The following is a 19,885-nucleotide window of genomic DNA, read 5'->3' as shown; positions in this document are numbered from 1 at the left end:
CCTCGTCAGCGGCGGGTGGCCCCGTCCAGCAGCGCTGCCAGCGCGGCCGGCTGGGTGAACATCGGCCAGTGGCCGGAGTCGAGGTCGACCAAATCGAGCGCGGTCGCGTCCGCGAGCTCGGGGACGTCGCCCGACGCGATGAACTCCCGCGCCTGGTCGGGGCTGAACTCCGGGCACACGAGCGTCAGCGGCACACCGTGGCGGCGCTCGTCGGTCCACCGCACCACGCCCCGGGTCACCCCGACGGGCACCGGGACGGTGCGCGCCGCGACCTCGGCCTTGACCTCGGGCGACATGTCGTCGGAGTCCGGGCCGGCGAAGGGCTCCCACCCGGGGAAGGGCACCGCGTCGCCGTCGGGCTCGAAGAAGTCGGCGTACGACGTCTCGTGGGTCGCGGGGAAGCCGCCGATCAGCGCGACCCCCGTGATCGCGTCGGGTCGCCGGTCGGCCGCCGCCCACGCCAGCGTGCAGGCCGCCGAGTGGCCGACCACGAGCGGGGCGCCGTCGGCCGCGTCGACCGCGGCGAGCACGGCCGCGACCTGATCGTCGTACGTCGCTGCCGTGGCGCCGGCGCCCTGGCCGGGCAGGGTGAGCGGGATGCCGCGGTGGCCGAGTGCCTCGAGCTCCGGCAGCACGTCGTCCCAGGCTGATCCGTCGAGCCAGAGTCCGGCGACGAGCACGATGTCCATGTGGGTTCTCCTCCGTTGAATGTGTTCGACCCTCGGGACGCACGCTATGACGCATTCCGGACGTTTGGCGTCCGGAACGGGTGACATGATCGCGGCATGTCCGAGAGCAGCCCCACCGCTCGCGCGCTGCGGGCGCTCGACCTGCTCCAGGCGCGGCCGGGAATCACCGCGACCGAGCTCGCGCGCCGCCTCGGGGTGACCGAGCGGGCCGCGCGGCGCTACGTCGCGATCCTGCGCGAGGCCGACATCCCGGTCGAGTCGACCCGCGGCCCCTACGGTGGCTACACCCTCGGTCGCGGCCTGCGCCTGCCGCCGCTGGTCTTCTCCGCGACCGAGGCGCTGGGCCTGGTGATGGCCGCGCTGGACTCCCAGCACGCCGTCGCCGACGCGGAGGACCCGGTCGGCTCGGCGCTCGGCAAGATCCTGCGGGTGCTGCCCACCAACGTGGCGCGGCAGGCGGTGACGGTGCGCGAGACCGCCCGCACGGTGCCGGAGCGCTGGCCGTCGAAGCCCGACGGTGGCGTCACCAGTGACCTCGTCGCGGCCGTCGCCGCACAGCGCCAGGTGCGCGTGGGCTATCGCACCGCGGCCGGCAACGCGCGCACCTTCGAGGTGGACCCGTGGTCGGTGGTGGTCCGCTACGGCCGGTGGTACCTGCTCTGCCACTCCCACCACGCCGACGCGCTGCGCACCTTCCGCATCGACCGGATCACCGGTGTCGAGACCCTCGAGGGAACCTTCGCCGTCCCGGCCGACCTCGACCCGGCGGCCGAGCTCGAGGCCAACCTCGGCACGGGTTGGGAGCACGAGACCCGCGTCGTCTTCGATGCCCCGCTGGACGACGTACGCCCCTGGATCCGGCCCACGCTCGGGACGCTCGCCGCGCTCCCGGACGGCCGGTGCGAGCTGGTCGGCAGCACCAGCAACGCGCAGGCGTACGCCGGTGAGTGGCTGGCCGGGGTGCCCTTCGCCTTCACGGTCGTCGGCGGGTCGGAGCTGCGCGAGGCGGTGGCCGTGGTGGCCGCGCGGCTGGCGCGCTCGCTCACCTAGCGACCGCGACCTCCTTGCCGAGGTCCCAGCCGTCGGAGATCGGGAGGTAGTCGCCGCTCCAGAACGTGCCGGGGTCGTACCAGGTCGCGCGACGGTCGTCGCGCAGGATGCCCATCTCGATGTAGCAGGTCGCCACGATCTCGGCGCAGAACGCCGCCTCCGGCGTCACCCGGCGCCCGCGCTTGCGGTGCGGGACGTAGGCGTCGCGGCCCCGCAGCCAGCGTGCGCCGAGGCGGGTGAGGCTCGGGAACGAGACGCCGTCGAGCCGCGCGACCGCGCGGAGCATGCCGTCCTCCTCCTGCTGGCCGATCTCGGGGTGCAGCTGGCGCAGCCACGCGTCCTGGTCGTAGTCGGTCTGCCAGCGCGAGACCGCCTCGCGCAGGTCGTGCAGCTGGACGCCGCGGTGGTGGGCGCCGGTCCACATGTCCGGCTGCTTCTTGCCGAGCTCGGCGTGGAAGATCAGCGGCGGCAGGTCGTCGACGACCACGGCCATCCCGACGTGGTTGACCGGCGAGTTGGTCACCGCCCGGATCGCCCGGTCGGGGGCCCGGCGACCGCGGAACAGCCAGATGTCTCCGCTGCGGGTCAGGTCGACCGCCTGGTCGAGGGTCAGGGCCGATGCCATGCGCGCAGTCTGCCCTAGGGATCTGGCCTAGGGTGAGGACCATGCGCGCGTGGAAGCTGCTGGGCCTGGCCGGGATCCTCGCCGGCGTCGCCACCGGCGCTGCCGTGGCCCGCGACGAGCGCGTACGCCGCCACTACGACGCCGGCGAGATCCGCGAGCGGCTGCACAAGCGGCACGACGAGGCCGTGGCGCGCGAGGCGGCCGGCGACCCCACCGCCGGTTGAGGAGTCCCCTCAGGCACCGAGCGCGAGGCGTACGGCGATCGCGAGCATCACGACCCCGATCAGCACGTCGAGCACCTGCCACGCACGAGGGCTGGCCAGCCGGGGCGCGGCCAGACGCGCACCGCGGCCGAGGCCTGCGAACCACGCGATGCTCGCCACGCAAGCCCCCAGGGCGAACCACCAGCGACCGGGGTCGCCGCGGGTCGCGGCGATGGAGCCGAGCAGCAGGACCGTGTCGAGGTAGACGTGCGGGTTGAGCCAGGTCAGCGCGACGGCGCGGACCACCACGCCCGTACGCGACTCCACCACGTCGGCGCCCACCGCGAGGGCCTGCGGGCGCCGGGCGCGCAGCAGGGAGGAGATGCCGTAGACGGTGAGGAAGGCGACGCCGAGCCAGCGGATCACCTCGATCGCCCACGGGGCGCGGTCGACGACGACGCCGATGCCGGCGACCCCGGCGAGGATGAGGACGACGTCGGACAGCGCGCAGATGGCGACGACCAGCCCGACGTGGCTGCGGCGCAGACCCTGCCTCAGCACGAAGGCGTTCTGCGCGCCGATCGCGATGATGAGGGACAGGCCCGTGAGCAGCCCCGCCGCGATGTCTCCCACGCGGCCAACCTAGGGCTCACGGCCCGCGCGCGGTGGTGGCGGTCGTACCCCGGGACACCCCTGACACATGTCAGGGTCGGCTGCGGGTCTTATCCCATGGCCGCCGGTTCGGGCACCCTGCCAGACTTCCCCCATGACTGAGCACACCCTGGGGGAGGCGACGCACGGCGTCGCAGCGAGCGCGCACGACCTGGTGAAGACCTACGGCAAGGGCGAGGCGGAGGTGCGAGCCCTCGACGGCGTCACGATCGACCTGATGCAGGGCGAGTTCACCGCGGTGATGGGCCCGTCGGGCTCCGGCAAGTCGACCCTCATGCACTGCCTGGCGGCCCTCGACACCCCGACCTCGGGGGAGGCCGTCGTCGACGGCACGGCGCTGGGCAAGCTCAAGGACAAGGACCTCACGACGCTGCGCCGCGAGCGCGTCGGCTTCGTCTTCCAGTCCTTCAACCTGGTGCCGACCCTGACCGCGGAGGAGAACATCCTCCTGCCGCTCAACCTCGCCGGCCGCAAGCCCGACCGGGCGTGGTTCGATCAGGTCGTCGACGCCGTCGGCCTGCGCCCGCGCCTGGGCCACCGCCCCTCGGAGATGTCGGGCGGGCAGCAGCAGCGCGTCGCCTGCGCCCGCGCCCTGGTCAGCCAGCCGAAGATCGTCTTCGCCGACGAGCCCACCGGCAACCTCGACTCGACCAGCAGCGCGGAGGTGCTGGGCTTCCTGCGCCGCAGCGTCGACGAGTTCGGCCAGACGGTCGTGATGGTGACGCACGACCCGGTCGCGGCGTCGTACACCGACCGCGTCGTCTTCCTCGCCGACGGCCGCATCGTCGACGAGCTGCGCAACCCCGATCGGGACCAGATCCTCGAGAAGATGGTCGGCCTCCAGGACGCCGCGTCCGCGAAGGCGGCGGGCTGAGATGCTCCGCCTGACCTGGCGCAACCTGCTCGCTCGCAAGGTGCGCCTGCTGATGAGCACGCTCGCGATCGTGCTCGGCATCGGCTTCCTCGCCGGTGTGATGACCTTCAGCACCGGCCTCAACGCGACCTTCGACAACATCGTCAAGGGCTCCACCTCCGACGCGCTCGTGCGTCCCGCCGGCGACATCCAGGGCGCCAACGCCGGGGTCGGCACGACCCAGGTGATCACGCCCGCCGATGTCGAGACCCTCGACGCGCTGCCGGAGGTCGAGGACGCGGTCGGCTCCGTCGACGGCATCGGCTCCTTCCTACTGGGCGAGGACGGCAAGCTCGTCGGTGGCCAGGGTGCCCCGACGCTGGCCTTCAACTACGCCCCGACCGAGAACATGGCCGGCGAGCAGATCCTCGAGCTCACCGCCGGCGAGTGGCCCTCCGAGCCGGGTGAGGTCACCCTCGACACGTCGTCCGCGGAGCGCGGGTCGTACGCCGTCGGCGACGAGGTCACGATGATCGTGCCGACCCTCGGGGAGACCCGGCGGACCTTCACCCTGGTCGGCACGGCCGACTTCAACGGCGGCGGCACCGCCGGCGCCACCCTCGTCCTGCTCGACACCGCCGAGGCGCAGGAGATCTTCCTCGACGGCCAGGACGCCTTCACCAGTGTCGCGCTCACCGCCGCCGACGGCGTCTCCCAGACCGAGCTCGCTGCGGCCGCCGACGCGGTCGTGCCCGACGGCTTCGCGGGCGTGACCGGCGACGAGGTGGTCAAGGAGACGCAGGACCAGATCGGCCAGTTCCTCGACGTCATCTCGATCTTCCTCACCACCTTCGCGGTCATCGCGATCGTGGTGGGCGCCTTCATCATCTTCAACACCTTCTCGATCCTCGTCTCGCAACGGGTGCGCGAGTCCGCGTTGCTGCGCGCGCTCGGTGCCAGCAAGCGGCAGGTCACCCGGTCGGTGCTCATCGAGGCGTTCTTGATGTCGGTGGTCGGTGCCACGCTCGGCCTGCTGCTGGGCCTGGGCCTCTCGCGCCTGCTGGCGGGGCTCTTCCGCACCTTCGGCCTCGACATCGCCGGCGAGGTGCTGACCCTGACGCCCTTCACCATCGCCGCCGGCTACGTCACCGGCATCCTGGTGACGATGGTCGCCGCCTTCGTGCCGGCCCGACGCGCCGCCAAGGTCCCGCCGGTCGCCGCGATGCGCGACGACCTGGTCGTGCAGGAGAAGGGGATGGGCCGGCGCCTGGTGCTCGGCTCGATCGCCATGGTCGTCGGCATCGCGCTGGCGGCCGCAGGTCTCACCGGCGCCCCCGGCACCGACGCGATCTGGATCGGCGCCGGCGCGGTCATCTGGGTGATCACCACCGCCGTGCTCGCCCCGGTGCTCGGCAAGCCCGTCCTGCTGGCGTGCCGGTCGGTCTTCGGCCGCGTCTTCGGCACGGCGGGTCGCCTCGCCGGCGAGAACGCGCTGCGCAACCCGCGGCGTACGGGTGCCACCGCTTCCGCGCTGATGATCGGCCTCGCCGTCGTCTCCGCGGTCGGGGTGCTCGCCTCGTCCCTCAGCGCGACGAACGACAAGGTCGTCGACGACGCCTTCCGGAGCGACTTCCTCGTCCAGATGCCGACCTTCCAGGGCTTCCCGGCGCAGTACGGCGACCGCATGGAGGACGTCGACGGCGTCGACCTCGTCTCCCGCCAGCAGGGCACGCCCGTCAGCGTCGACGTGGACGGCCGGTCGGACCAGAGCTTCGCGGCCGGCGTCGACCAGGCCTACTTCGAGATCTACGACCTCACCATGGTCGAGGGCACCGACGACATCTCGGGCCGCCAGGCCCTGCTCAGCGAGGGTCGCGCGGCCGACCTCGGCGCGCGTCCCGGCGACACCATCGACGTCTCCTTCCCCGGCGGCGAGACGATCCCCGTCGAGGTCGTCGGCGTCTTCGAGGACAGCCCCACCACCGGTGGCATCACGGTCCCGCTGTCGGTGCTCGAGGACGCCGGCATCAAGCGCAGCGACTCCAGCCTCAGCATCACGGTCGAGGAGGGCGCCGACCGCGCCGCGGTCAAGCAGGAGCTCGAGGACGTCGTCGAGGAGCTGCCGATCCTCTCGGTGCAGGACAAGGTCGAGTTCAAGGAGCTCATCAGCGGCCAGGTCAACCAGCTGCTCTACGTGATCTACGGCCTGCTCGCCCTCGCCGTGATCATCGCGGTCATCGGCATCGTCAACACCCTGGGCCTCAGCGTCCTGGAGCGGACCCGCGAGATCGGGCTGCTGCGCGCCGTCGGGCTCTCGCGGCGCCGGCTGCGGACGATGATCACCCTCGAGTCGGTGGCGATCGCGCTGCTCGGCGCGGTGCTCGGCATGGTGCTGGGGCTGGTGATCGGCGTGGTCCTGCGGCAGTCGCTCAAGGACGACCTCACCGAGCTCTCGCTGCCGCTGGACAACCTCCTGGTCTTCCTCGTGGTGGCCGTGATCTTCGGTGTGCTCGCCGCGATCGTCCCCGCGATCCGTGCCTCACGGATGAAGGTGCTGGACGCGATCGCGACCGAGTAGCCCTCCGCCGGCAACGTCATGGCGGGTGGTCGTCCGGGCAACCACCCGCCATGACGTCCGCCGCCCCGTGCCTGACCGGCACCCGTCGAGATCGAGGAGTCAGCAGTGCGTTGGATCGCGTCCGGCCTCTACCTGGTGGCCTGCGCCCTGATCGGCAGCGCCGTCGCGCAGTACGCCGCGCTCGCGGAGGTCGGTGAGGACCGAGGTCTCAGCACGTCGTTGGTCGTGCGCGAGTCGTTGGCGCGGCTCGACCTCGTCCACGCGTCTGTCGGGCTGCTGGCCGGACTCACGTCGCTGGTTGCGCTCGGTTGGGTCCGGCGCGGACAGTGACGCAGGCGTCGGGGCAACCCGATGGCTGGTCTGCGGCGTAGGAGGGATGACACACCGCCCGGCGACAAGGAGCACACGCGATGCGGCGAGAGCGACGCGAGGCGGAGTTCACCGAGTTCTACCTGTCTCGGCGGCTCCCGTTGCGCCGTACGGCGTACCTGGTCGTCCGGGACTGGCACACCGCGGAGGACCTCACCCAGCAGTCGATGGTCAAGCTCTACGCCGCCTGGCCCCGGGTGCGCAGCGACACCGCCGACGCCTACGCCCGCCGCATCGTCGTCAACGAGTGCCTGAGCCACCTGCGCCGCCGGCGCGACGTCCCGGTCGAGCAGCTGCCCGACCACCACGAGACCGGGCCGGAGCCGGTCGTCCTCGACGTGGGAGCGGCGCTCGACCTCCTCCCTGCGCGGCAACGGGCGGTCATCGCGCTGCGATTCCTCGACGACCTCTCGGTCGCCGACGTGGCTGATGCCCTGGGCGTCGCGGAGGGCACCGTCAAGAGCCAGACCGCCAAGGCCCTGGCCACGCTTCGCACCCACCTGCCCGCGCTGGTCCTGACCGAGGAGCACCGATGACCGACCACGACCTCGCCACCCTCCTGCGCCGGCACGTGGCGGACGAGCCGCCCTTCGACGCTCCCGCCGGGGTGGTCGTGGGCCGCGGTCGGCGGGCCGTGCGCCGCACGCGTGCGGTCCTCGCCGTCGCTGGAGCAGCGGGCCTCGCCCTCGCAGTCGCTCTGGTGGTGCCGCCCCTGACGGGTGGGGAGACGGCCCCCGACAGGGTCGTCGACCCTGACATCGCCGAGGCCGTCGCCTACGACGTCACCACGATGCCTCGCACGATGGACGAGCACGCCCGGGCGATCCTGGAGGCATCCGTGCCCGACCTGGGTGCCGGTGAGTTCGTGGCGTTCGACAGCCAGCACCAGGAGCTCCCGGAGCGCTACTGGCCGATGGCGAGCGGGTTGACCGTCCGCTACGGCGACGGCACGCCGCACCGGTTCAGCGTGACGCTGAACCACGCACGGGGCGAGGCCGAGGGTGCCGCCGACCGCTACTGCAGTGGTGGCCTCGAGGCCGGGTGGTTCATCGAGTGCACGGTCGAGCGCGACACCGGTGGCGCCACGGCGATCAGCACCCTGGGTGCGGTGAGGCTCGATCGTCCTGCCGGCTCGGGGCTGCAGGGGTGGCGGGACCAGTTCATGGCGGTCGTCGAAGACGACCTCGCGTCGGTCCCGGCCGACCAGCTGTGGTTCACGCGTGACGTGAAGGTGATCAAGTCCGAGACGTTCGTGACCTACGTCAGCGAGATGGTCCAGGCACCCGATCTCGCGACGGCGCGCGCGCGGCTCGTCGTGCCGCCGGAGGATCTCACCGCCCTCGGCCTCGATCCAGCGTTGGTGATGCCGAAGCCTCCGCCGGGCGAGAACGGGTGCCCGCAGTGGACCATGCCCACCATGGACGTCAGCTGCTCGACCACCGGCCAGGGGTGAGCGCCCGGGCGCGTCAGTAGCCGCCCTCCGGCGCCACCATCTCGCCCCGCACCCCGAGCAGCCGGACCGGCCGCTGGTCGTCGAGCGCGAGGTAGAGGGCGTACGCCGTGGCGGCGATGACGTCGGCGTCGAAGGTCGGCTCGGGGAGCTTGCGGACCTTGGTGAAGGTGAAGAAGGGCGCGAAGCGGACCTTGAGGTGCACCCGCTGCACGGCGCGGTCCTCCTTGCGTACGTCGTCCACGACCCGCGCCGCGAGCTGGGCCAGTGCGTCACGCACCTCGTCGGGCGTGGCGAGGTCGGACTGGTAGGTCGTCTCGCGGCCGTGCGCCCGGGCCACCCACGGGGTGTCGTCCGGCCGGTCGCAGCCGCCCCCACGGCCGAGCCGGCCGAGGTGGGCGCCGCTGGCCGGCCCGAAGGCGGCGACGAGCGCTTGCTCCTCCGCTGCGGCCAGGTCGGCGACCGTGCGGATGCCGATCGCCTCCAGCCGGGCGCCGATCTTCGCGCCGATGCCCCACAGCGCGGTCGTCGGGCGCTCGCCCATCACGTCCATCCAGTTGTCGCGCGTGAGCCGGAAGGTGCCCTGCGGCTTGCCGAAGTCGGTCGCGATCTTGGCCCGCACGAGCGTGTCGCCGATCCCGACCGAGCAGTGCAGGTCGGTGGCCTCGCGCACCGCGGCCCGGATGGAGTGGGCGGCCGCGAGCGGGTCGTCCGTCTCGAGGCCGACGAAGGCCTCGTCCCACCCCAGCACCTCCACGACCGCGCCGGGCGTCGCGCGCAGGGTCTCCATCACCCGAGCCGAGGCGGCCTCGTAGACCGGGAAGTCGACCGGCAGGAAGACCGCGTCCGGGCAACGCCGCTTGGCGAGCCTCAGCGCCAGCCCGCTGCGTACGCCGTGCGCGCGTGCTTCGTACGACGCCGTGGACACCACCGCGCGCTCGGTCGGGTCGCCCCGCCCGCCGACCACGACGGGCAGGCCGACCAGCTCGGGTCGGCGCAGCAGCTCGACCGCGACGAGGAACTGGTCCATGTCGACGTGGAGCACCCAGTGGTTCACCTCGTCATTGTGGCCGAGTCATCCGACAGTGGCGGCACATCGCACCCCGGGCCGGGAGGGTGGCGGCAGACCGCATTTGGAAGTGCCTCGGGCATGGCGTGTGCCGCCACCCTGCGGTGGCCGGACGTCGTCTGCCGCCACCCCTGTGGGGGTCCGCGGCGGTGGGCTGGCGGCGTACGGTCGAGGCATGAGCAGCGACCACTCCACCGACCCGGACCCCTACGCCGAGCACCCGGAGGAGTCCGCCTTCCCCGGTGCGGGCGAGCGCGTGAGCGACGCGAAGCGGCAGGCGGCGCTCGACGCGCAGCCCGGGGGCAACGCCACCGTCGGCGACACGGTCGCCACCGACGACGTCGACTCCAGCGTCCACGAGGACGGGCCGGAGTCCGACGAAGTGGTCGAGCAGGCGCACGGAGACTGACCGAACGAAAACCCCGCGCGGCCCAGCGAGCAGGGGTGCCAGAGTGCCCGCATGGACCCCGAGCGCCTCGACGTCGAGCAGGCCCTGCCCCGGATGCAGGCGCTGGCCTCGCGGACCTGGTCGCCGCAGTCGCGGCACCACCCGGGCCAGCTCGCATGGTCGGCTGCCTACGGCGAGCCCGACGTGCTCGACTTGGGCCCGGCCTTCGTGCTCGACGGCGCCTGGGCGTGGTGGGTCCCTGGACTGGCTGGAGGTCTGCGGCACCGCCTCGGTCACCGTGGATGCCGTCGTGACCGCTGCCCTCGCCGAGTCGTCCGACGAGGTCACCGCCAGCACCCTGGAGACCGAGACCGTCGTGATCGACGTGCTGACCGACCACGGATTCACCGAGGTGGAGTCGCCGTGGTTCACCCACCACCACCTCGACCTCGCCGACCTGCCTGCGGTCGACCTCGCCGAGGGGTACGCCGTCCGCGCGGTGCTGGCCGGCGAGCACGAGCAGCGCGCCGCGGTCCACCGCGCCGCCTGGTCACCGACGTCACGGGTGACGGCGGCGGCGTACGAACGGCTGATGACGACCCCGCCCTACCGGCCCGACCTGGACCACGTCGTGACGACGGCTGACGGGGAGTGGGTGGCCTCGTGCTGCGTCTGGCTCGACCCGACGACCGGGGTCGCCCTGGCCGAGCCCGTCGGCTGCGTGGCCGAGCACGGTGGACGGGGCCTGGCCAGCGCGGCCTCGGTCTCGGCGCTCACGGCCGCCCGCGACGCCGGCGCCACGGCCGGGCTCGTCTGCCCGCGCGGTGACGACGGCTACCCCGGACCGGCGCGGCTCTACCGCCGGATCGGGTTCGCGCCCGGGGCGCGCACCCGGACCTACCGCTGGCGGCGCGGCGACTGACGCATCGCTCAGGACGAGAAGAACTCCCCGAGCCCGGTGAGCAGCCGGTCGACGTCGCTGTCGTCGTTGTAGGCCGCGAGCCCGATCCGCAGGCCCGAGTCGACGGGCAGGCCGAGGGCACGGAAGGTCTCGTGGGCGTAGAAGGTGCCGGCCGGCACCAGCACGTCGCGCTCGGCGAGGAACTCGTAGGCGTCGACCGGCAGCCGGTCGCGCAGGGTGACGAAGAGCGTCGACGTGCGGTCGGCTGCGCGCGAGTGCAGCTCGAGGTGGTCGCCGAGGTCGGCCAGGCCGTCCTCGATGCGGGTGCGCAGGCGCGCCTCGTGGTCGGCAATGAGAGCTGCGGCCGCGACCAGGCGGGACCGACGCGAGCCGCCGTCGGGGGCGAACGAGGCGATCAGGTCGACCGCGGCGCTCACGCCAGCGAGCAGCTCGTAGGGCAGCGTGCCGAGCTCGAAGCGCTCCGGCACGGCGTCGGTCGACGGCAGCAGCTTGTCCGGGCGCAGCGTCTCGAGCAGGTCCGGGTCGGCGACGAGCGCGCCGCAGTGCGGCCCGAAGAACTTGTAGGGCGAGCACACCAGGAAGTCGGCGCCCATCGACCGCAGGTCCGGCGCCGCGTGGGCAGTGTGGTGCACCGCGTCGACGTGGACGAGCGCGCCCACCTCGTGCGCGCGCCGCGCCACGGCGTCGACCGGCGGGCGGGTGCCGAGCAGGTTGGAGGCGGCGGTCAGCGCGACCAGCCGGGTGCGCTCGCCGATGACGTCGAGCGAGGAGAGGTCGAGCTCGCCGGTCTCCGGCACCAGCCGCAGCCACCGCACGGGCGCGCCGGCGCGCTCCGCGGCCTGGATCCACGGGCGCACGTTGGAGTCGTGGTCGAGCTCGCAGACGACGACCTCGTCACCCGGCGACCAGCTGCGCGCGAGCGTGCGGGAGAAGTCGTACGTCAGCGCGGTGGCACTGCGGCCGTGGACCACGCCGCCCGGCTCGCCGCCGACCAGGTCGGCCACGGCCGAGCGGAACCCGGCCACCGCGGCCTCGGCATTGCGCTGGCTCACCGTCGCGGCGCCGCGCTGCGACATCGGACCGGTCATCGCGCGGGCGATCGCCTCGCCCACGACGGCCGGGGTCTGCGTGCCGCCGGGGTTGTCGAAGTGCGCGATCCCCGAGTCGAGGGACGGGAAGTGGGCGCGGAAGGCCGCCACGTCGAAGGACATGCGCCTCACGCTAGTTGGCGATGTGCACCACGGCGTCGCCGGAGTTGACCAGGGGGGCCTCGGTGCGGCCGATGACGATGCCGTCGCGGTTGGCGTAGACCGCGCGCAGCGTCTTGCCGAAGGAGTCGAAGAGCGTGCCGAGCCGCTCGCCGTCGCTGACCTTCTGCCCGAGCGCGACGTCGAGGTGCAGGATGCCGGTGCGCCGCGCGCGGACCCACCCGCTGGAGCGGCACTCGAGGCTGGGCTCGGCGGTCGGCTCGACCACCGGTTCGGTCATGCCAAGCGCGGCCAGCACGCGGCGTACGCCGATCACGCCGGCGTCGACGGCGTAGGAGTCGAAGCGGAGGTTCTCCCCGCCCTCGTAGAGCAGCACCTTCGCGCCCTGCTCGCGCGCAGCGTGGCGCAGGGAGCCGTCGCGGATCTTGGCGTGCAGCATCACCGGTGCACCGAAGGCGGCGGCCAGGTCGCGGGTGCCGGGGTCGTCGAGGTCGGCCCGGACCTGCGGCAGGTTGCTGCGACGGTCGGAGCCGGTGTGGAGGTCGATGCCGACCTCGCAGCCGGCGACGATCTCCTTCATGAAGAGGTAGGCGATCCGGCCGGCGAGCGAACCGCGCGCGGAGCCGGGGAACGACCGGTTGAGGTCGCGGCGGTCGGGCAGGTAGCGGTCGCCGGTCATGAAGCCGAGCACGTTGACGATCGGCACCGCGACCAGCGTCCCGCGGAAGGTCTTCGCGTCGAGCCCGGCCATCACCTGGCGCACGATCTCCACACCCGCGACCTCGTCGCCGTGGATCGCGGCGTCGATCCAGACGCTCGGCCCGTCCTCGCGCCCGTGCACGACGCGGACCGGGAGGTCGACGTCGGCGCCGGTGACCAGGCGGGTGATCGGGAGCTCGAGGGCGCGGACCGTGCCGGCTCGGATGCGTACGCCGCCGATGGCGAAGGACTCGCGCGCCACTAGCCGGCGATTGTCGGGTCGGCGGCGGTCGTCACGGGTCCAGCCTAGTCGCGCACGAGGCCCGCCCCGGCCACCTCCCGGGGGGGCTGACCTCTGCGGCACCTGTGAGCCATCGACCAGCTGCGACAACTTCTGGGGCAGGGTGGGCGTCTCCTCCCGGACACGACTCGGACCCGATCGAAGGACTCCCCATGCGACCGCTGCCGCTGATGGCTGCCGGACTGCTCGCCGCCACCCTCCTGGCCAGCCCCTCCGCGTACGCCGCGGGGGAGACCTGCCAGGGAAGGCCGGCGACGATCGTCGGCACCCCGGGGATGGCCGCGCTGACCGGCACCGAGGGCGCCGACGTGATCGTGACCAACGGCGCGGTCACCGTCTCCGCGCTCGGGGGAGACGACCTCGTCTGCATCACCGGTGGGCGGGAGTACCGCGAGGTGTCCCTCGACGCAGGTCCGGGGGCCGACGCGGTCGACGCGTCCGTGGCGGGCGGCCCGGTCGACGTACGTCTCGGGGCCGGCAGCGACAGCTACGTCGGGTCCCCGTCCGACGAGCGCGTCCTCGGCGGTACGCAGTACGCCGCGACGGCGGGCACGCTCGACACCGAGCGTGACGTCATCACGACCGGCGCCGGCGGCGACGACCGAGTGGTCTCAGGCTCCGAGCGCACCGTCATCAACACCGATGCGGTGCTCCTCACCGGTGGCGGAACACTCACCTGGTCCGGTCCGCTGGGCGCCGGTGGGCTGCTCGACGGCGGCGCCGCGGGCGGCAGCACCCTGGCCTTCGAGACCGGCACCGGGGACGTGCTGGTCCACGCGCGCACGGGCACCGCAAGCCAGGGCGCGGTGTACCTGGAGTGGACCGGCTTCGACCGGTTCCTCGTCGGCGGCCCCCACGCCCGGGCGCCGAAGTCCTTCACCTTCGTCGGGACCGAGCGCGACGAGGCGCTCGAGGTCCGTTTCCCGCGCGCGCAGACCGTGCGCCAGCGCATCGCGATGTCCGGTGGCGACGACGTCCTGCGCATCGGCTTCGACGACAAGGTCGCCTCCGCCGGCAGCACGTACGCCGGTGGCGCGGGTCGCGACCACGTGGCCACGTGGGCGGGAAAGAGCCTGGAGGTCGACCTCGCGTCCGGACGGATGGTGACGCGCCACTCCGGTCGTACGCTCCGCGCCGGGCTGCGGGGGTTCGAGACGAGCTACCTGGTGGCGAGGGACCTGGTGGTCCGTGGGACCGGCAGGGCCGACGACCTGAGGTTCCAGGCGTGCACGGCGACCGTGCGCGGGCGCGGGGGCGCGGACGCCATCACGCAGAGCATCTACGGCATCCCTTCCGCGGACCGGCTGCGCTGCCAGCGACGGGCGTTCCACCTCCTCGGCAACGGCGGCGACGACTTCCTGGGCGGGAGCACCGGCCGCGACCTGCTCGTCGGCGGGCCGGGCCGCGACGTGATCTCCGGCAACGCCGGGCGCGACACGTGCAGCGGGGAGAAGCTGAAGTCCTGCGAGGTCAAGCGGCGCTGACGGGCGCTACTTGCCCCAGTTCTTGCGGCGTACGGCCCGCTTGGGCTTCCCGCCGGCGTAGGACACCGCGGAGTCGACGAGGAAGCCGCGCTCGAGCGCCTCGCGCCCGATCAGCATCCGGAAGCCCATCTCGTCGCGGTTGCTCAGCGTCATGACGGTGGTGATGGTGCGACCGGCGAGGCGTACGTCCATCGCGACGGCGTACCTCTGCTCGGTGAGGCCGTTGCTGCTGCGCACCTCGCGCCGGTCGAGCACCGGCAGGCTGAGCTCGACGTGGTCCTCGTCGGAGCGCTGCCAGGGGTGGATGGAGAAGCGCACCCACTCCTGACCGTCGACGTCGTGGGCTTCGAGGTCGAAGGCGTGGATCGACGAGGAGCGCGCGCCGGTGTCGATCTTGGCCTTCACCCAGTCGACGTCGGCCTGCGGCAGCGCGACCCACTCACGCCAGCCGACGACGACCTTCGCGGTCACGGGCTGCTGGGAGTCGCTCGGCACCGGGCCATCTTGGCAGGTGGTCCTGCGTGGGTGGCGACGTGCTTGTATGGCGCCCGTGAAGCTCGCCATCCTCTCCCGTGCGCCGCGCTCCTACAGCACCCAGCGTCTGCGGACCGCAGCCCTCGAGCGCGGTCACGACGTCAAGGTGCTCAACACGCTGCGCTTCGGCATCGACCTGACGGGGGAGGAGCCGGACCTGCTGTTCCGCGGCAAGCAGCTCTCGACGTACGACGCGTGCCTGCCGCGCATCGGCAACTCGATCACCTACTTCGGCACCGCCGTCGTGCGCCAGTTCGAGCAGATGGACGTCTACACGCCGAACACGTCCTACGGCATCGCCAACAGCCGCGACAAGCTGCGCGCCACGCAGATCCTGTCGCGACACAAGATCCCGATGCCGGCGACGACCTTCGTGCAGGACCGCGCCGACGTGATCCCCGCGATCGAGCGCGTCGGCGGTGCGCCGGTCGTGATCAAGCTGCTCGAGGGCACCCAGGGCATCGGCGTGATACTGGCGCCGACGATCAAGGTCGCCGAGGCGATCATCGAGACGCTCCAGAGCACCCGCCAGAACGTGCTGATCCAGCGCTTCGTCAAGGAGAGCAAGGGCCGCGACATCCGCGCCCTCGTCGTCGGCGACCGCGTCGTGGCGGCGATGCGGCGCGTGGCGCAGGGCGACGAGTTCCGCTCCAACGTGCACCGCGGCGGCAGCGTCGAGCCGGTCGAGCTCGACGAGGAGTTCGAGCGCGTGGCGGTGCGCTCGGCGCAGATCATGGGTCTGCGCGTGGCCGGTGTCGACATGCTCGAGGGCAAGAAGGGCCCGCAGGTGATGGAGGTCAACTCCTCGCCCGGCCTGGAGGGCATCGAGGCCGCGACCAAGCTCGACGTCGCCGGCGCGATCATCGACTACATCGACAACCAGGTCGCCTTCCCCGACATCGACGTACGCCAGCGCCTGACGGTCTCGACCGGCTACGGCGTGGCCGAGATCGTGGTCCACGGGGGCTCCGACATGGTCGGCAAGAAGCTCGGCGAGTCCGGCCTCGACGAGCGCGACATCACCGTGCTGACCCTGCACCGCGGCACCCAGGTCATCCCGAACCCCCGCAACAAGACGGTGCTCGAGGGCGAGGACCGGCTGCTGTGCTTCGGCAAGCTCGAGGAGATGCGCTCGATGATCCCGGACCGCAAGCAGCGGCGGGTGAAGCGGCTGCTGAAGAAGAACCTGCCGCCGGCCAGCGCTTGACCCTTGCACTTGTTTTCGAACAGGTGTACGATGAAGACTAGCACGCCGATCCGGAACGGATCCCGTCAGAGGCGACGAGGATCCCGGGGTCGGGGCAGCCATCCATAGAACCCGTCCTGGTGCTGGCGGGATGCCGTTGTCGCGGCTCTCGGATGGCGACCGTGGCGCATGGGCCAGTACGCCTCACCGCCCCACCCGGACCGGGTGGGTGTCCGTGACGTGCGTCGAGGAGATGGCCCCGTGCATCCGATCATCGAGTGTGCCGACGACCTCGGCGCTGCGCTGAAGGGCGTGGCGTCGGTGGAGCCGGCCTTCATGTCGGTGGCGGAGAAGCAGTCGGCGCTGGTGGGGCTCACCGAGGCACGCTCGCAGCTGGATGCGCTGCTCGCGCGGGTGCTGGGCGCGTCGGATGACGTGGCTGCGGCGCACGGGCTGCGCGACGCGGCGGCATGGCTGGCGGTCGAGACCAGGACGACGCGGCGCGAGGTGCGCCGCGACCTGGCGCTGGGACGGGCGCTGGAGGAGCACCCGTGGGTCGCGACGGCGTTGACGTCGGGCGCGGTGCGCTCGGAGCAGGCGCGGGTGATCGCTGAGGCGATCGACGCCCTGCCGTCGCATGTGGAGGCCTCGGTCCGTGACCATGCTGAGGAGACCCTGCTCGGGCTCGCGCTCCAGCACGACGCCCGTGAGCTGAAGCAGATCGGCAAGCGGATCCTCGACGTGGTGGCCCCGGAGGTGGGGGAGTGCCACGAGGCTGCCGTGCTCGAGGCGGAGGAGCGCCGGGCCGTGGCGCAGGCCGACTTCACCATGTCCGACGACGGCGAGGGTCGCTGCCGCGGGACCTTCGTGGTGCCGTCCCACGTGGGCGCGATGTTGAAGCGGCACCTGCTGGCGCTGGCCAACCCGGCCCGCCACACCGAGGACCAGCTGCGCGACGAGTCGGACGAGTGGAAGCCGCTGCGGCGCCGTCTCGGGGAGGCGTTGGTCGAGTACGTCGAGCGCTACCCGGTCGATGCGACGCCGCAGACCGCAGGGGTAAACGCGACCGTCGTGGTCACGATGACGATCGAGCAGCTGCTGGGCGAGACCGCCACGGCTCTGCTCGACGACGGCACGCGGGTGTCCGCTGGCCAGGCGCGACGTCTGGCGTGCGAGGCCGGGATCATCCCGGTGGTGCTCGGCACGAAGTCAGTGCCGCTGGACATGGGCCGCGCGGCGCGGCTCTTCACCAAGTCCCAGCGCATCGCCCTCGGGCCGCGCGACGGCGGCTGCACCGCCCGCGGATGCGAGACCTCAGCCTCCGGGTGTCACGCCCACCACGACGACCCATGGTCCCGATACGGACTCACCGACCTCGCCAACGGTCGGCTCCTGTGCCCTCGCCACCACCGGCTCGCTCACGACTCGACGTACGTGATGACGGTTCACGCGGACAACACGGTCAGCTTCGTGATGCGGACGTAGGAGAGGCGGGTTGCTGCACAGCGCCGCCATTGGGCGTGTCGCGCGAGCACAGCGGTTTCGGAGAAGTCAACGTCCCGGGCGGGCCCTAGGGTCGCTGGCACACCATGGAACGGGGGATGACGATGAGTTACCAGGCTTACCTCGACGCGATCGAGAAGAAGACCGGCAAGACGCCCGAGGAGCTGTTGAGCGAGGCCGCTGCTCGTGGGTTCACCCCGCAGAGCAAGGCGGGCGACTTCGCGACCTGGCTCAAGGACGACTACGACGTGGGCCGGGGTCACGCGATGGCGCTGTTCGGCGTGTTCAAGAACGGCGCGACCATCAGCGACAAGCACGTCGACAGCGGCGGAACCCACTCCGACCCCTCCGCCGAGCTGCGGCTGGACGGCATCGACCGCCGCTGATCCGGGGACGCACCATCTCCACGATCCCTAGCGCAAGCGATGACGAGCCCGGTCAACCTCGGGCAGGTGCGAGGGTGGGCCCATGATCACCGACGAACGATTCGACGAGCTGATGGAGCTCGTGGTGCACGGCTTCGAGATCGCCGGCGTGGTCGTGCTCGTCCTTGGAGCGATCGGCGCCTTCGTCCACGCAGCGCTGGTGGCACGACGGGACGGGCTGCCCAAGGCCTACGAGACGGCTCGGCGGAGCGTCGGACGCGCGATACTGCTCGGCCTGGAGCTGCTGATCATCGCCGACATCGTCCTGACCATCACCGTCGACACCACCTTGGAGAGCGCGCTCGCCCTCGGGCTCATCGTGATCGTCCGGACCTTCCTCAGCTTCTCTCTGGAGGTCGAGCTGGAAGGCACGCTGCCTTGGCGGCGACAGCCGACACGCGACCGAACCGCCGCTGCCCTGCCAGACTGACCGGCATGGAGGTCTACCGCACCCCGGACGCCGCTTTCGACCACCTCCCCGACTTCCCCTGGGAGCCGAGCTACGCCGAGGTCGCGGACCCCGACGGCGGCTCCCTGCGGGTGGCGTACGTCGACGCGGGCCCGGCGGACGGCCCGGTCGCGCTGCTGCTCCACGGCGAGCCGTCGTGGTCGTTCCTCTACCGGCACGTGATCGAGGTGCTCGCCAGTCGCGGGATCCGGTGCGTGGTGCCCGATCTGGTGGGCTTCGGTCGCTCGGACAAGCCACTCGCCACGGAGGACTACTCGTTCGCCCGGCTGGTCGAGTGGACGCGCGAGCTCGCCCTCGACCGCCTGGACCTGCACGACGTGACGCTGGTCGGGCAGGACTGGGGCGGGCTGATCGGCCTGCGGCTGGTCGCCGAGAACCAGGACCGCTTCGCCCGCGTGGTCGCGGCCAACACCGGTCTCCCGACAGGCGACTTCGACATGCCGGAGATCTGGTGGCAGTTCCGCAATGCGGTGGTGAGCGCCGAAACCCTCGACGTGGGCCGGCTCGTCGCAGCCGGCTGCGTGCGACCGATGGCCGACGACGTGCGGGCGGCGTACGACGCGCCGTTCCCCGAGGAGCGCGCCAAGGCGGGCGTACGCGCCCTGCCGACCCTCGTGCCGACCCGCCCCGACGATCCCGCCACGGAGGCCAACCGCGCTGCGTGGGAGGTGCTGTCGGCCAGCGAGCTGCCGTTCCTGGTCGCCTTCAGCGACAGCGACCCGATCACGGGTGCGATGGCGCCCGTCCTGCGCAAGCTGATCCCCGGCACGCGCGGGCTCGACCACCCGACCATCGCCGACGCCGGTCACTTCCTCCAGGAGGACGCCGGCGCCGAGCTCGGCCGTGTGGTCGCCGACTTCATGCTGGGCTGAGTGACCGGCTCAGGCGTCGTAGGGCTTGTCGTCGTTGCGCGGGTCCTTGCTGGGGTAGCCAGACTTCGGGTCGATCCCGTCCGGCTGGGGCTCCTCGCCGCCCGCGCTCTGCTCCGGCGGGGCGTCGTCCGGCGTGGGCAGCACGCTGGTGTCGCGCAGCCCGTCCGTGCTCACCTGGCCCGGACCGGTGGGCCCGACGCGCTCGCTGCTCGAGCCCATCCCGCCCGCTGCTCCCTCGGGGCCTGACGAGTTCGGCGTACCTCGACGCTCGTCGGTGTCGGGCTTGGGCGTCTGCTCGTGCGGAGTGCTCATGGACTCCCGTGCCCCCGGCACTCG

The 19,885-nt window shown here is 72.3% G+C and carries 23 protein-coding genes and 1 pseudogene; 16 read left to right on the top strand and 8 right to left on the bottom strand.

The genetic code is table 11. From position 1 onward, the window contains the following. Window positions 1-5: 5 nt before the first annotated feature. Window positions 6-689: an alpha/beta fold hydrolase gene (locus CFI00_RS23025; RefSeq protein WP_207083255.1), complete on the bottom strand. Its 684-nt coding sequence runs from the start codon at window positions 687-689 to the stop codon at window positions 6-8. 96 nt (window positions 690-785) lie between these two features. Between CFI00_RS23025 and CFI00_RS23020 the strand changes: the two genes are divergently transcribed. Then, window positions 786-1,739: a WYL domain-containing protein gene (locus CFI00_RS23020; protein WP_207083254.1), complete on the top strand. Its 954-nt coding sequence runs from the start codon at window positions 786-788 to the stop codon at window positions 1,737-1,739. Here CFI00_RS23020 and CFI00_RS23015 read toward each other — a convergent pair. Further along, window positions 1,732-2,364, bottom strand: coding sequence for a hypothetical protein (locus CFI00_RS23015; RefSeq protein WP_207083253.1), 633 nt, complete (start codon window positions 2,362-2,364; stop codon window positions 1,732-1,734). The genes CFI00_RS23020 and CFI00_RS23015 overlap by 8 nt on opposite strands. A 41-nt stretch (window positions 2,365-2,405) precedes the next feature. On the opposite strand from CFI00_RS23015, the gene CFI00_RS23010 reads away from it, so the two are divergent. Then, window positions 2,406-2,588, top strand: coding sequence for a hypothetical protein (locus tag CFI00_RS23010; protein WP_207083252.1), 183 nt, complete (start codon window positions 2,406-2,408; stop codon window positions 2,586-2,588). A 9-nt stretch (window positions 2,589-2,597) separates the two neighbouring features. Here CFI00_RS23010 and CFI00_RS23005 read toward each other — a convergent pair whose 3' ends face one another. Further along, window positions 2,598-3,200: a LysE/ArgO family amino acid transporter gene (locus tag CFI00_RS23005; protein WP_242532594.1), complete on the bottom strand. Its 603-nt coding sequence runs from the start codon at window positions 3,198-3,200 to the stop codon at window positions 2,598-2,600. A 133-nt stretch (window positions 3,201-3,333) separates the two neighbouring features. On the opposite strand from CFI00_RS23005, the gene CFI00_RS23000 reads away from it, so the two are divergent. The 5 genes from CFI00_RS23000 (at window position 3,334) to CFI00_RS22980 (ending at window position 8,492) form a co-directional block, all read left to right on the top strand. After that, on the top strand, window positions 3,334-4,113 hold the full coding sequence (locus tag CFI00_RS23000) for an ABC transporter ATP-binding protein (RefSeq protein WP_207083251.1): 780 nt from the start codon (window positions 3,334-3,336) through the stop codon (window positions 4,111-4,113). Window position 4,114: 1 nt separating this feature from the next. Continuing rightward, on the top strand, window positions 4,115-6,670 hold the full coding sequence (locus CFI00_RS22995) for an ABC transporter permease (protein ID WP_207083250.1): 2,556 nt from the start codon (window positions 4,115-4,117) through the stop codon (window positions 6,668-6,670). Between the two features lie 105 nt (window positions 6,671-6,775). Further along, complete coding sequence (locus CFI00_RS22990) at window positions 6,776-7,000, top strand: hypothetical protein (RefSeq protein ID WP_207083249.1); 225 nt, start codon at window positions 6,776-6,778, stop codon at window positions 6,998-7,000. 80 nt (window positions 7,001-7,080) lie between these two features. Next, on the top strand, window positions 7,081-7,575 hold the full coding sequence (locus CFI00_RS22985) for a SigE family RNA polymerase sigma factor (protein ID WP_207083248.1): 495 nt from the start codon (window positions 7,081-7,083) through the stop codon (window positions 7,573-7,575). After that, complete coding sequence (locus tag CFI00_RS22980) at window positions 7,572-8,492, top strand: hypothetical protein (protein WP_207083247.1); 921 nt, start codon at window positions 7,572-7,574, stop codon at window positions 8,490-8,492. The genes CFI00_RS22985 and CFI00_RS22980 overlap by 4 nt, the downstream gene beginning before the upstream one ends. 13 nt (window positions 8,493-8,505) lie before the next feature. Here the strand turns inward: CFI00_RS22980 and CFI00_RS22975 are convergent, their stop codons facing one another. Then, complete coding sequence (locus CFI00_RS22975) at window positions 8,506-9,546, bottom strand: DNA polymerase IV (protein ID WP_207083246.1); 1,041 nt, start codon at window positions 9,544-9,546, stop codon at window positions 8,506-8,508. A gap of 187 nt (window positions 9,547-9,733) precedes the next feature. On the opposite strand from CFI00_RS22975, the gene CFI00_RS22970 reads away from it, so the two are divergent. Together CFI00_RS22970 and CFI00_RS22965 are read left to right on the top strand one after the other, a co-directional pair. Continuing rightward, window positions 9,734-9,967: a hypothetical protein gene (locus CFI00_RS22970; protein WP_207083245.1), complete on the top strand. Its 234-nt coding sequence runs from the start codon at window positions 9,734-9,736 to the stop codon at window positions 9,965-9,967. A gap of 289 nt (window positions 9,968-10,256) precedes the next feature. Further along, window positions 10,257-10,868, top strand: coding sequence for a hypothetical protein (locus CFI00_RS22965; protein WP_207083244.1), 612 nt, complete (start codon window positions 10,257-10,259; stop codon window positions 10,866-10,868). A gap of 8 nt (window positions 10,869-10,876) precedes the next feature. Here the strand turns inward: CFI00_RS22965 and CFI00_RS22960 are convergent, their stop codons facing one another. Beyond that, a complete protein-coding gene (locus CFI00_RS22960) occupies window positions 10,877-12,079 on the bottom strand; it encodes a cysteine desulfurase-like protein (RefSeq protein ID WP_207083243.1) in 1,203 nt (400 codons plus the stop codon). A gap of 10 nt (window positions 12,080-12,089) precedes the next feature. Beyond that, on the bottom strand, window positions 12,090-13,037 hold the full coding sequence (locus CFI00_RS22955) for a succinylglutamate desuccinylase/aspartoacylase family protein (RefSeq protein ID WP_207083242.1): 948 nt from the start codon (window positions 13,035-13,037) through the stop codon (window positions 12,090-12,092). 191 nt (window positions 13,038-13,228) lie between these two features. On the opposite strand from CFI00_RS22955, the gene CFI00_RS22950 reads away from it, so the two are divergent. Next, on the top strand, window positions 13,229-14,560 hold the full coding sequence (locus CFI00_RS22950; RefSeq protein ID WP_207083241.1) for a hypothetical protein: 1,332 nt from the start codon (window positions 13,229-13,231) through the stop codon (window positions 14,558-14,560). Window positions 14,561-14,566: 6 nt separating this feature from the next. On the opposite strand, the gene CFI00_RS22945 is transcribed toward CFI00_RS22950, so the two are convergent. Next, the gene (locus tag CFI00_RS22945) at window positions 14,567-15,055 is read right to left on the bottom strand and encodes a RimK/LysX family protein (RefSeq protein WP_242532593.1); all 489 of its coding nucleotides are present in this window, start codon (window positions 15,053-15,055) and stop codon (window positions 14,567-14,569) included. Between the two features lie 55 nt (window positions 15,056-15,110). Here CFI00_RS22945 and CFI00_RS22940 point away from each other — a divergent pair. From CFI00_RS22940 to CFI00_RS22920, 6 genes and pseudogenes are all read left to right on the top strand, one after another. Then, window positions 15,111-15,971, top strand: a pseudogene (locus CFI00_RS22940) (RimK family alpha-L-glutamate ligase); the annotation flags it as partial. A 63-nt stretch (window positions 15,972-16,034) separates the two neighbouring features. Next, complete coding sequence (locus CFI00_RS24000) at window positions 16,035-16,301, top strand: TrkA C-terminal domain-containing protein (RefSeq protein ID WP_347401906.1); 267 nt, start codon at window positions 16,035-16,037, stop codon at window positions 16,299-16,301. A gap of 240 nt (window positions 16,302-16,541) precedes the next feature. Then, window positions 16,542-17,765: an HNH endonuclease signature motif containing protein gene (locus CFI00_RS22935; protein WP_207083238.1), complete on the top strand. Its 1,224-nt coding sequence runs from the start codon at window positions 16,542-16,544 to the stop codon at window positions 17,763-17,765. A gap of 122 nt (window positions 17,766-17,887) precedes the next feature. Beyond that, on the top strand, window positions 17,888-18,169 hold the full coding sequence (locus CFI00_RS22930) for a DUF4287 domain-containing protein (protein ID WP_207083237.1): 282 nt from the start codon (window positions 17,888-17,890) through the stop codon (window positions 18,167-18,169). An 82-nt stretch (window positions 18,170-18,251) separates the two neighbouring features. Then, on the top strand, window positions 18,252-18,638 hold the full coding sequence (locus CFI00_RS22925) for a DUF1622 domain-containing protein (protein ID WP_207083236.1): 387 nt from the start codon (window positions 18,252-18,254) through the stop codon (window positions 18,636-18,638). Window positions 18,639-18,643: 5 nt separating this feature from the next. Further along, window positions 18,644-19,549 (top strand): haloalkane dehalogenase, encoded by a 906-nt coding sequence (locus CFI00_RS22920; protein WP_242532592.1) that lies wholly within the window; start codon window positions 18,644-18,646, stop codon window positions 19,547-19,549. Window positions 19,550-19,558: 9 nt separating this feature from the next. Here the strand turns inward: CFI00_RS22920 and CFI00_RS22915 are convergent, their stop codons facing one another. Further along, a complete protein-coding gene (locus CFI00_RS22915; protein WP_207083235.1) occupies window positions 19,559-19,861 on the bottom strand; it encodes a hypothetical protein in 303 nt (100 codons plus the stop codon). Window positions 19,862-19,885 lie beyond the last annotated feature (24 nt).

The organism is Nocardioides sp. S5 (assembly GCF_017310035.1).
In the GTDB taxonomy this organism is placed as follows: Bacteria; Actinomycetota; Actinomycetes; order Propionibacteriales; family Nocardioidaceae; genus Nocardioides.
Note: the sequence above shows the minus strand (reverse complement) of the source record. Positions and strands in the feature narration are given on the sequence as shown.

Coding starts and splice junctions, on each gene's coding strand:
- CFI00_RS23010 (WP_207083252.1), top strand. CDS start 2,406: ATGCGCGCGTGGAAGCTGCTGGGCCTGGCCGGGATCCTCGCCGGCGTC.
- CFI00_RS22980 (WP_207083247.1), top strand. CDS start 7,572: ATGACCGACCACGACCTCGCCACCCTCCTGCGCCGGCACGTGGCGGAC.
- CFI00_RS22915 (WP_207083235.1), bottom strand. CDS start 19,861: ATGAGCACTCCGCACGAGCAGACGCCCAAGCCCGACACCGACGAGCGT.
- CFI00_RS22930 (WP_207083237.1), top strand. CDS start 17,888: ATGAGTTACCAGGCTTACCTCGACGCGATCGAGAAGAAGACCGGCAAG.
- CFI00_RS22995 (WP_207083250.1), top strand. CDS start 4,115: ATGCTCCGCCTGACCTGGCGCAACCTGCTCGCTCGCAAGGTGCGCCTG.
- CFI00_RS22985 (WP_207083248.1), top strand. CDS start 7,081: ATGCGGCGAGAGCGACGCGAGGCGGAGTTCACCGAGTTCTACCTGTCT.
- CFI00_RS22960 (WP_207083243.1), bottom strand. CDS start 12,079: ATGTCCTTCGACGTGGCGGCCTTCCGCGCCCACTTCCCGTCCCTCGAC.
- CFI00_RS22925 (WP_207083236.1), top strand. CDS start 18,252: ATGATCACCGACGAACGATTCGACGAGCTGATGGAGCTCGTGGTGCAC.
- CFI00_RS23000 (WP_207083251.1), top strand. CDS start 3,334: ATGACTGAGCACACCCTGGGGGAGGCGACGCACGGCGTCGCAGCGAGC.
- CFI00_RS22920 (WP_242532592.1), top strand. CDS start 18,644: ATGGAGGTCTACCGCACCCCGGACGCCGCTTTCGACCACCTCCCCGAC.
- CFI00_RS22970 (WP_207083245.1), top strand. CDS start 9,734: ATGAGCAGCGACCACTCCACCGACCCGGACCCCTACGCCGAGCACCCG.
- CFI00_RS23015 (WP_207083253.1), bottom strand. CDS start 2,364: ATGGCATCGGCCCTGACCCTCGACCAGGCGGTCGACCTGACCCGCAGC.
- CFI00_RS22950 (WP_207083241.1), top strand. CDS start 13,229: ATGCGACCGCTGCCGCTGATGGCTGCCGGACTGCTCGCCGCCACCCTC.
- CFI00_RS23025 (WP_207083255.1), bottom strand. CDS start 689: ATGGACATCGTGCTCGTCGCCGGACTCTGGCTCGACGGATCAGCCTGG.
- CFI00_RS23020 (WP_207083254.1), top strand. CDS start 786: ATGTCCGAGAGCAGCCCCACCGCTCGCGCGCTGCGGGCGCTCGACCTG.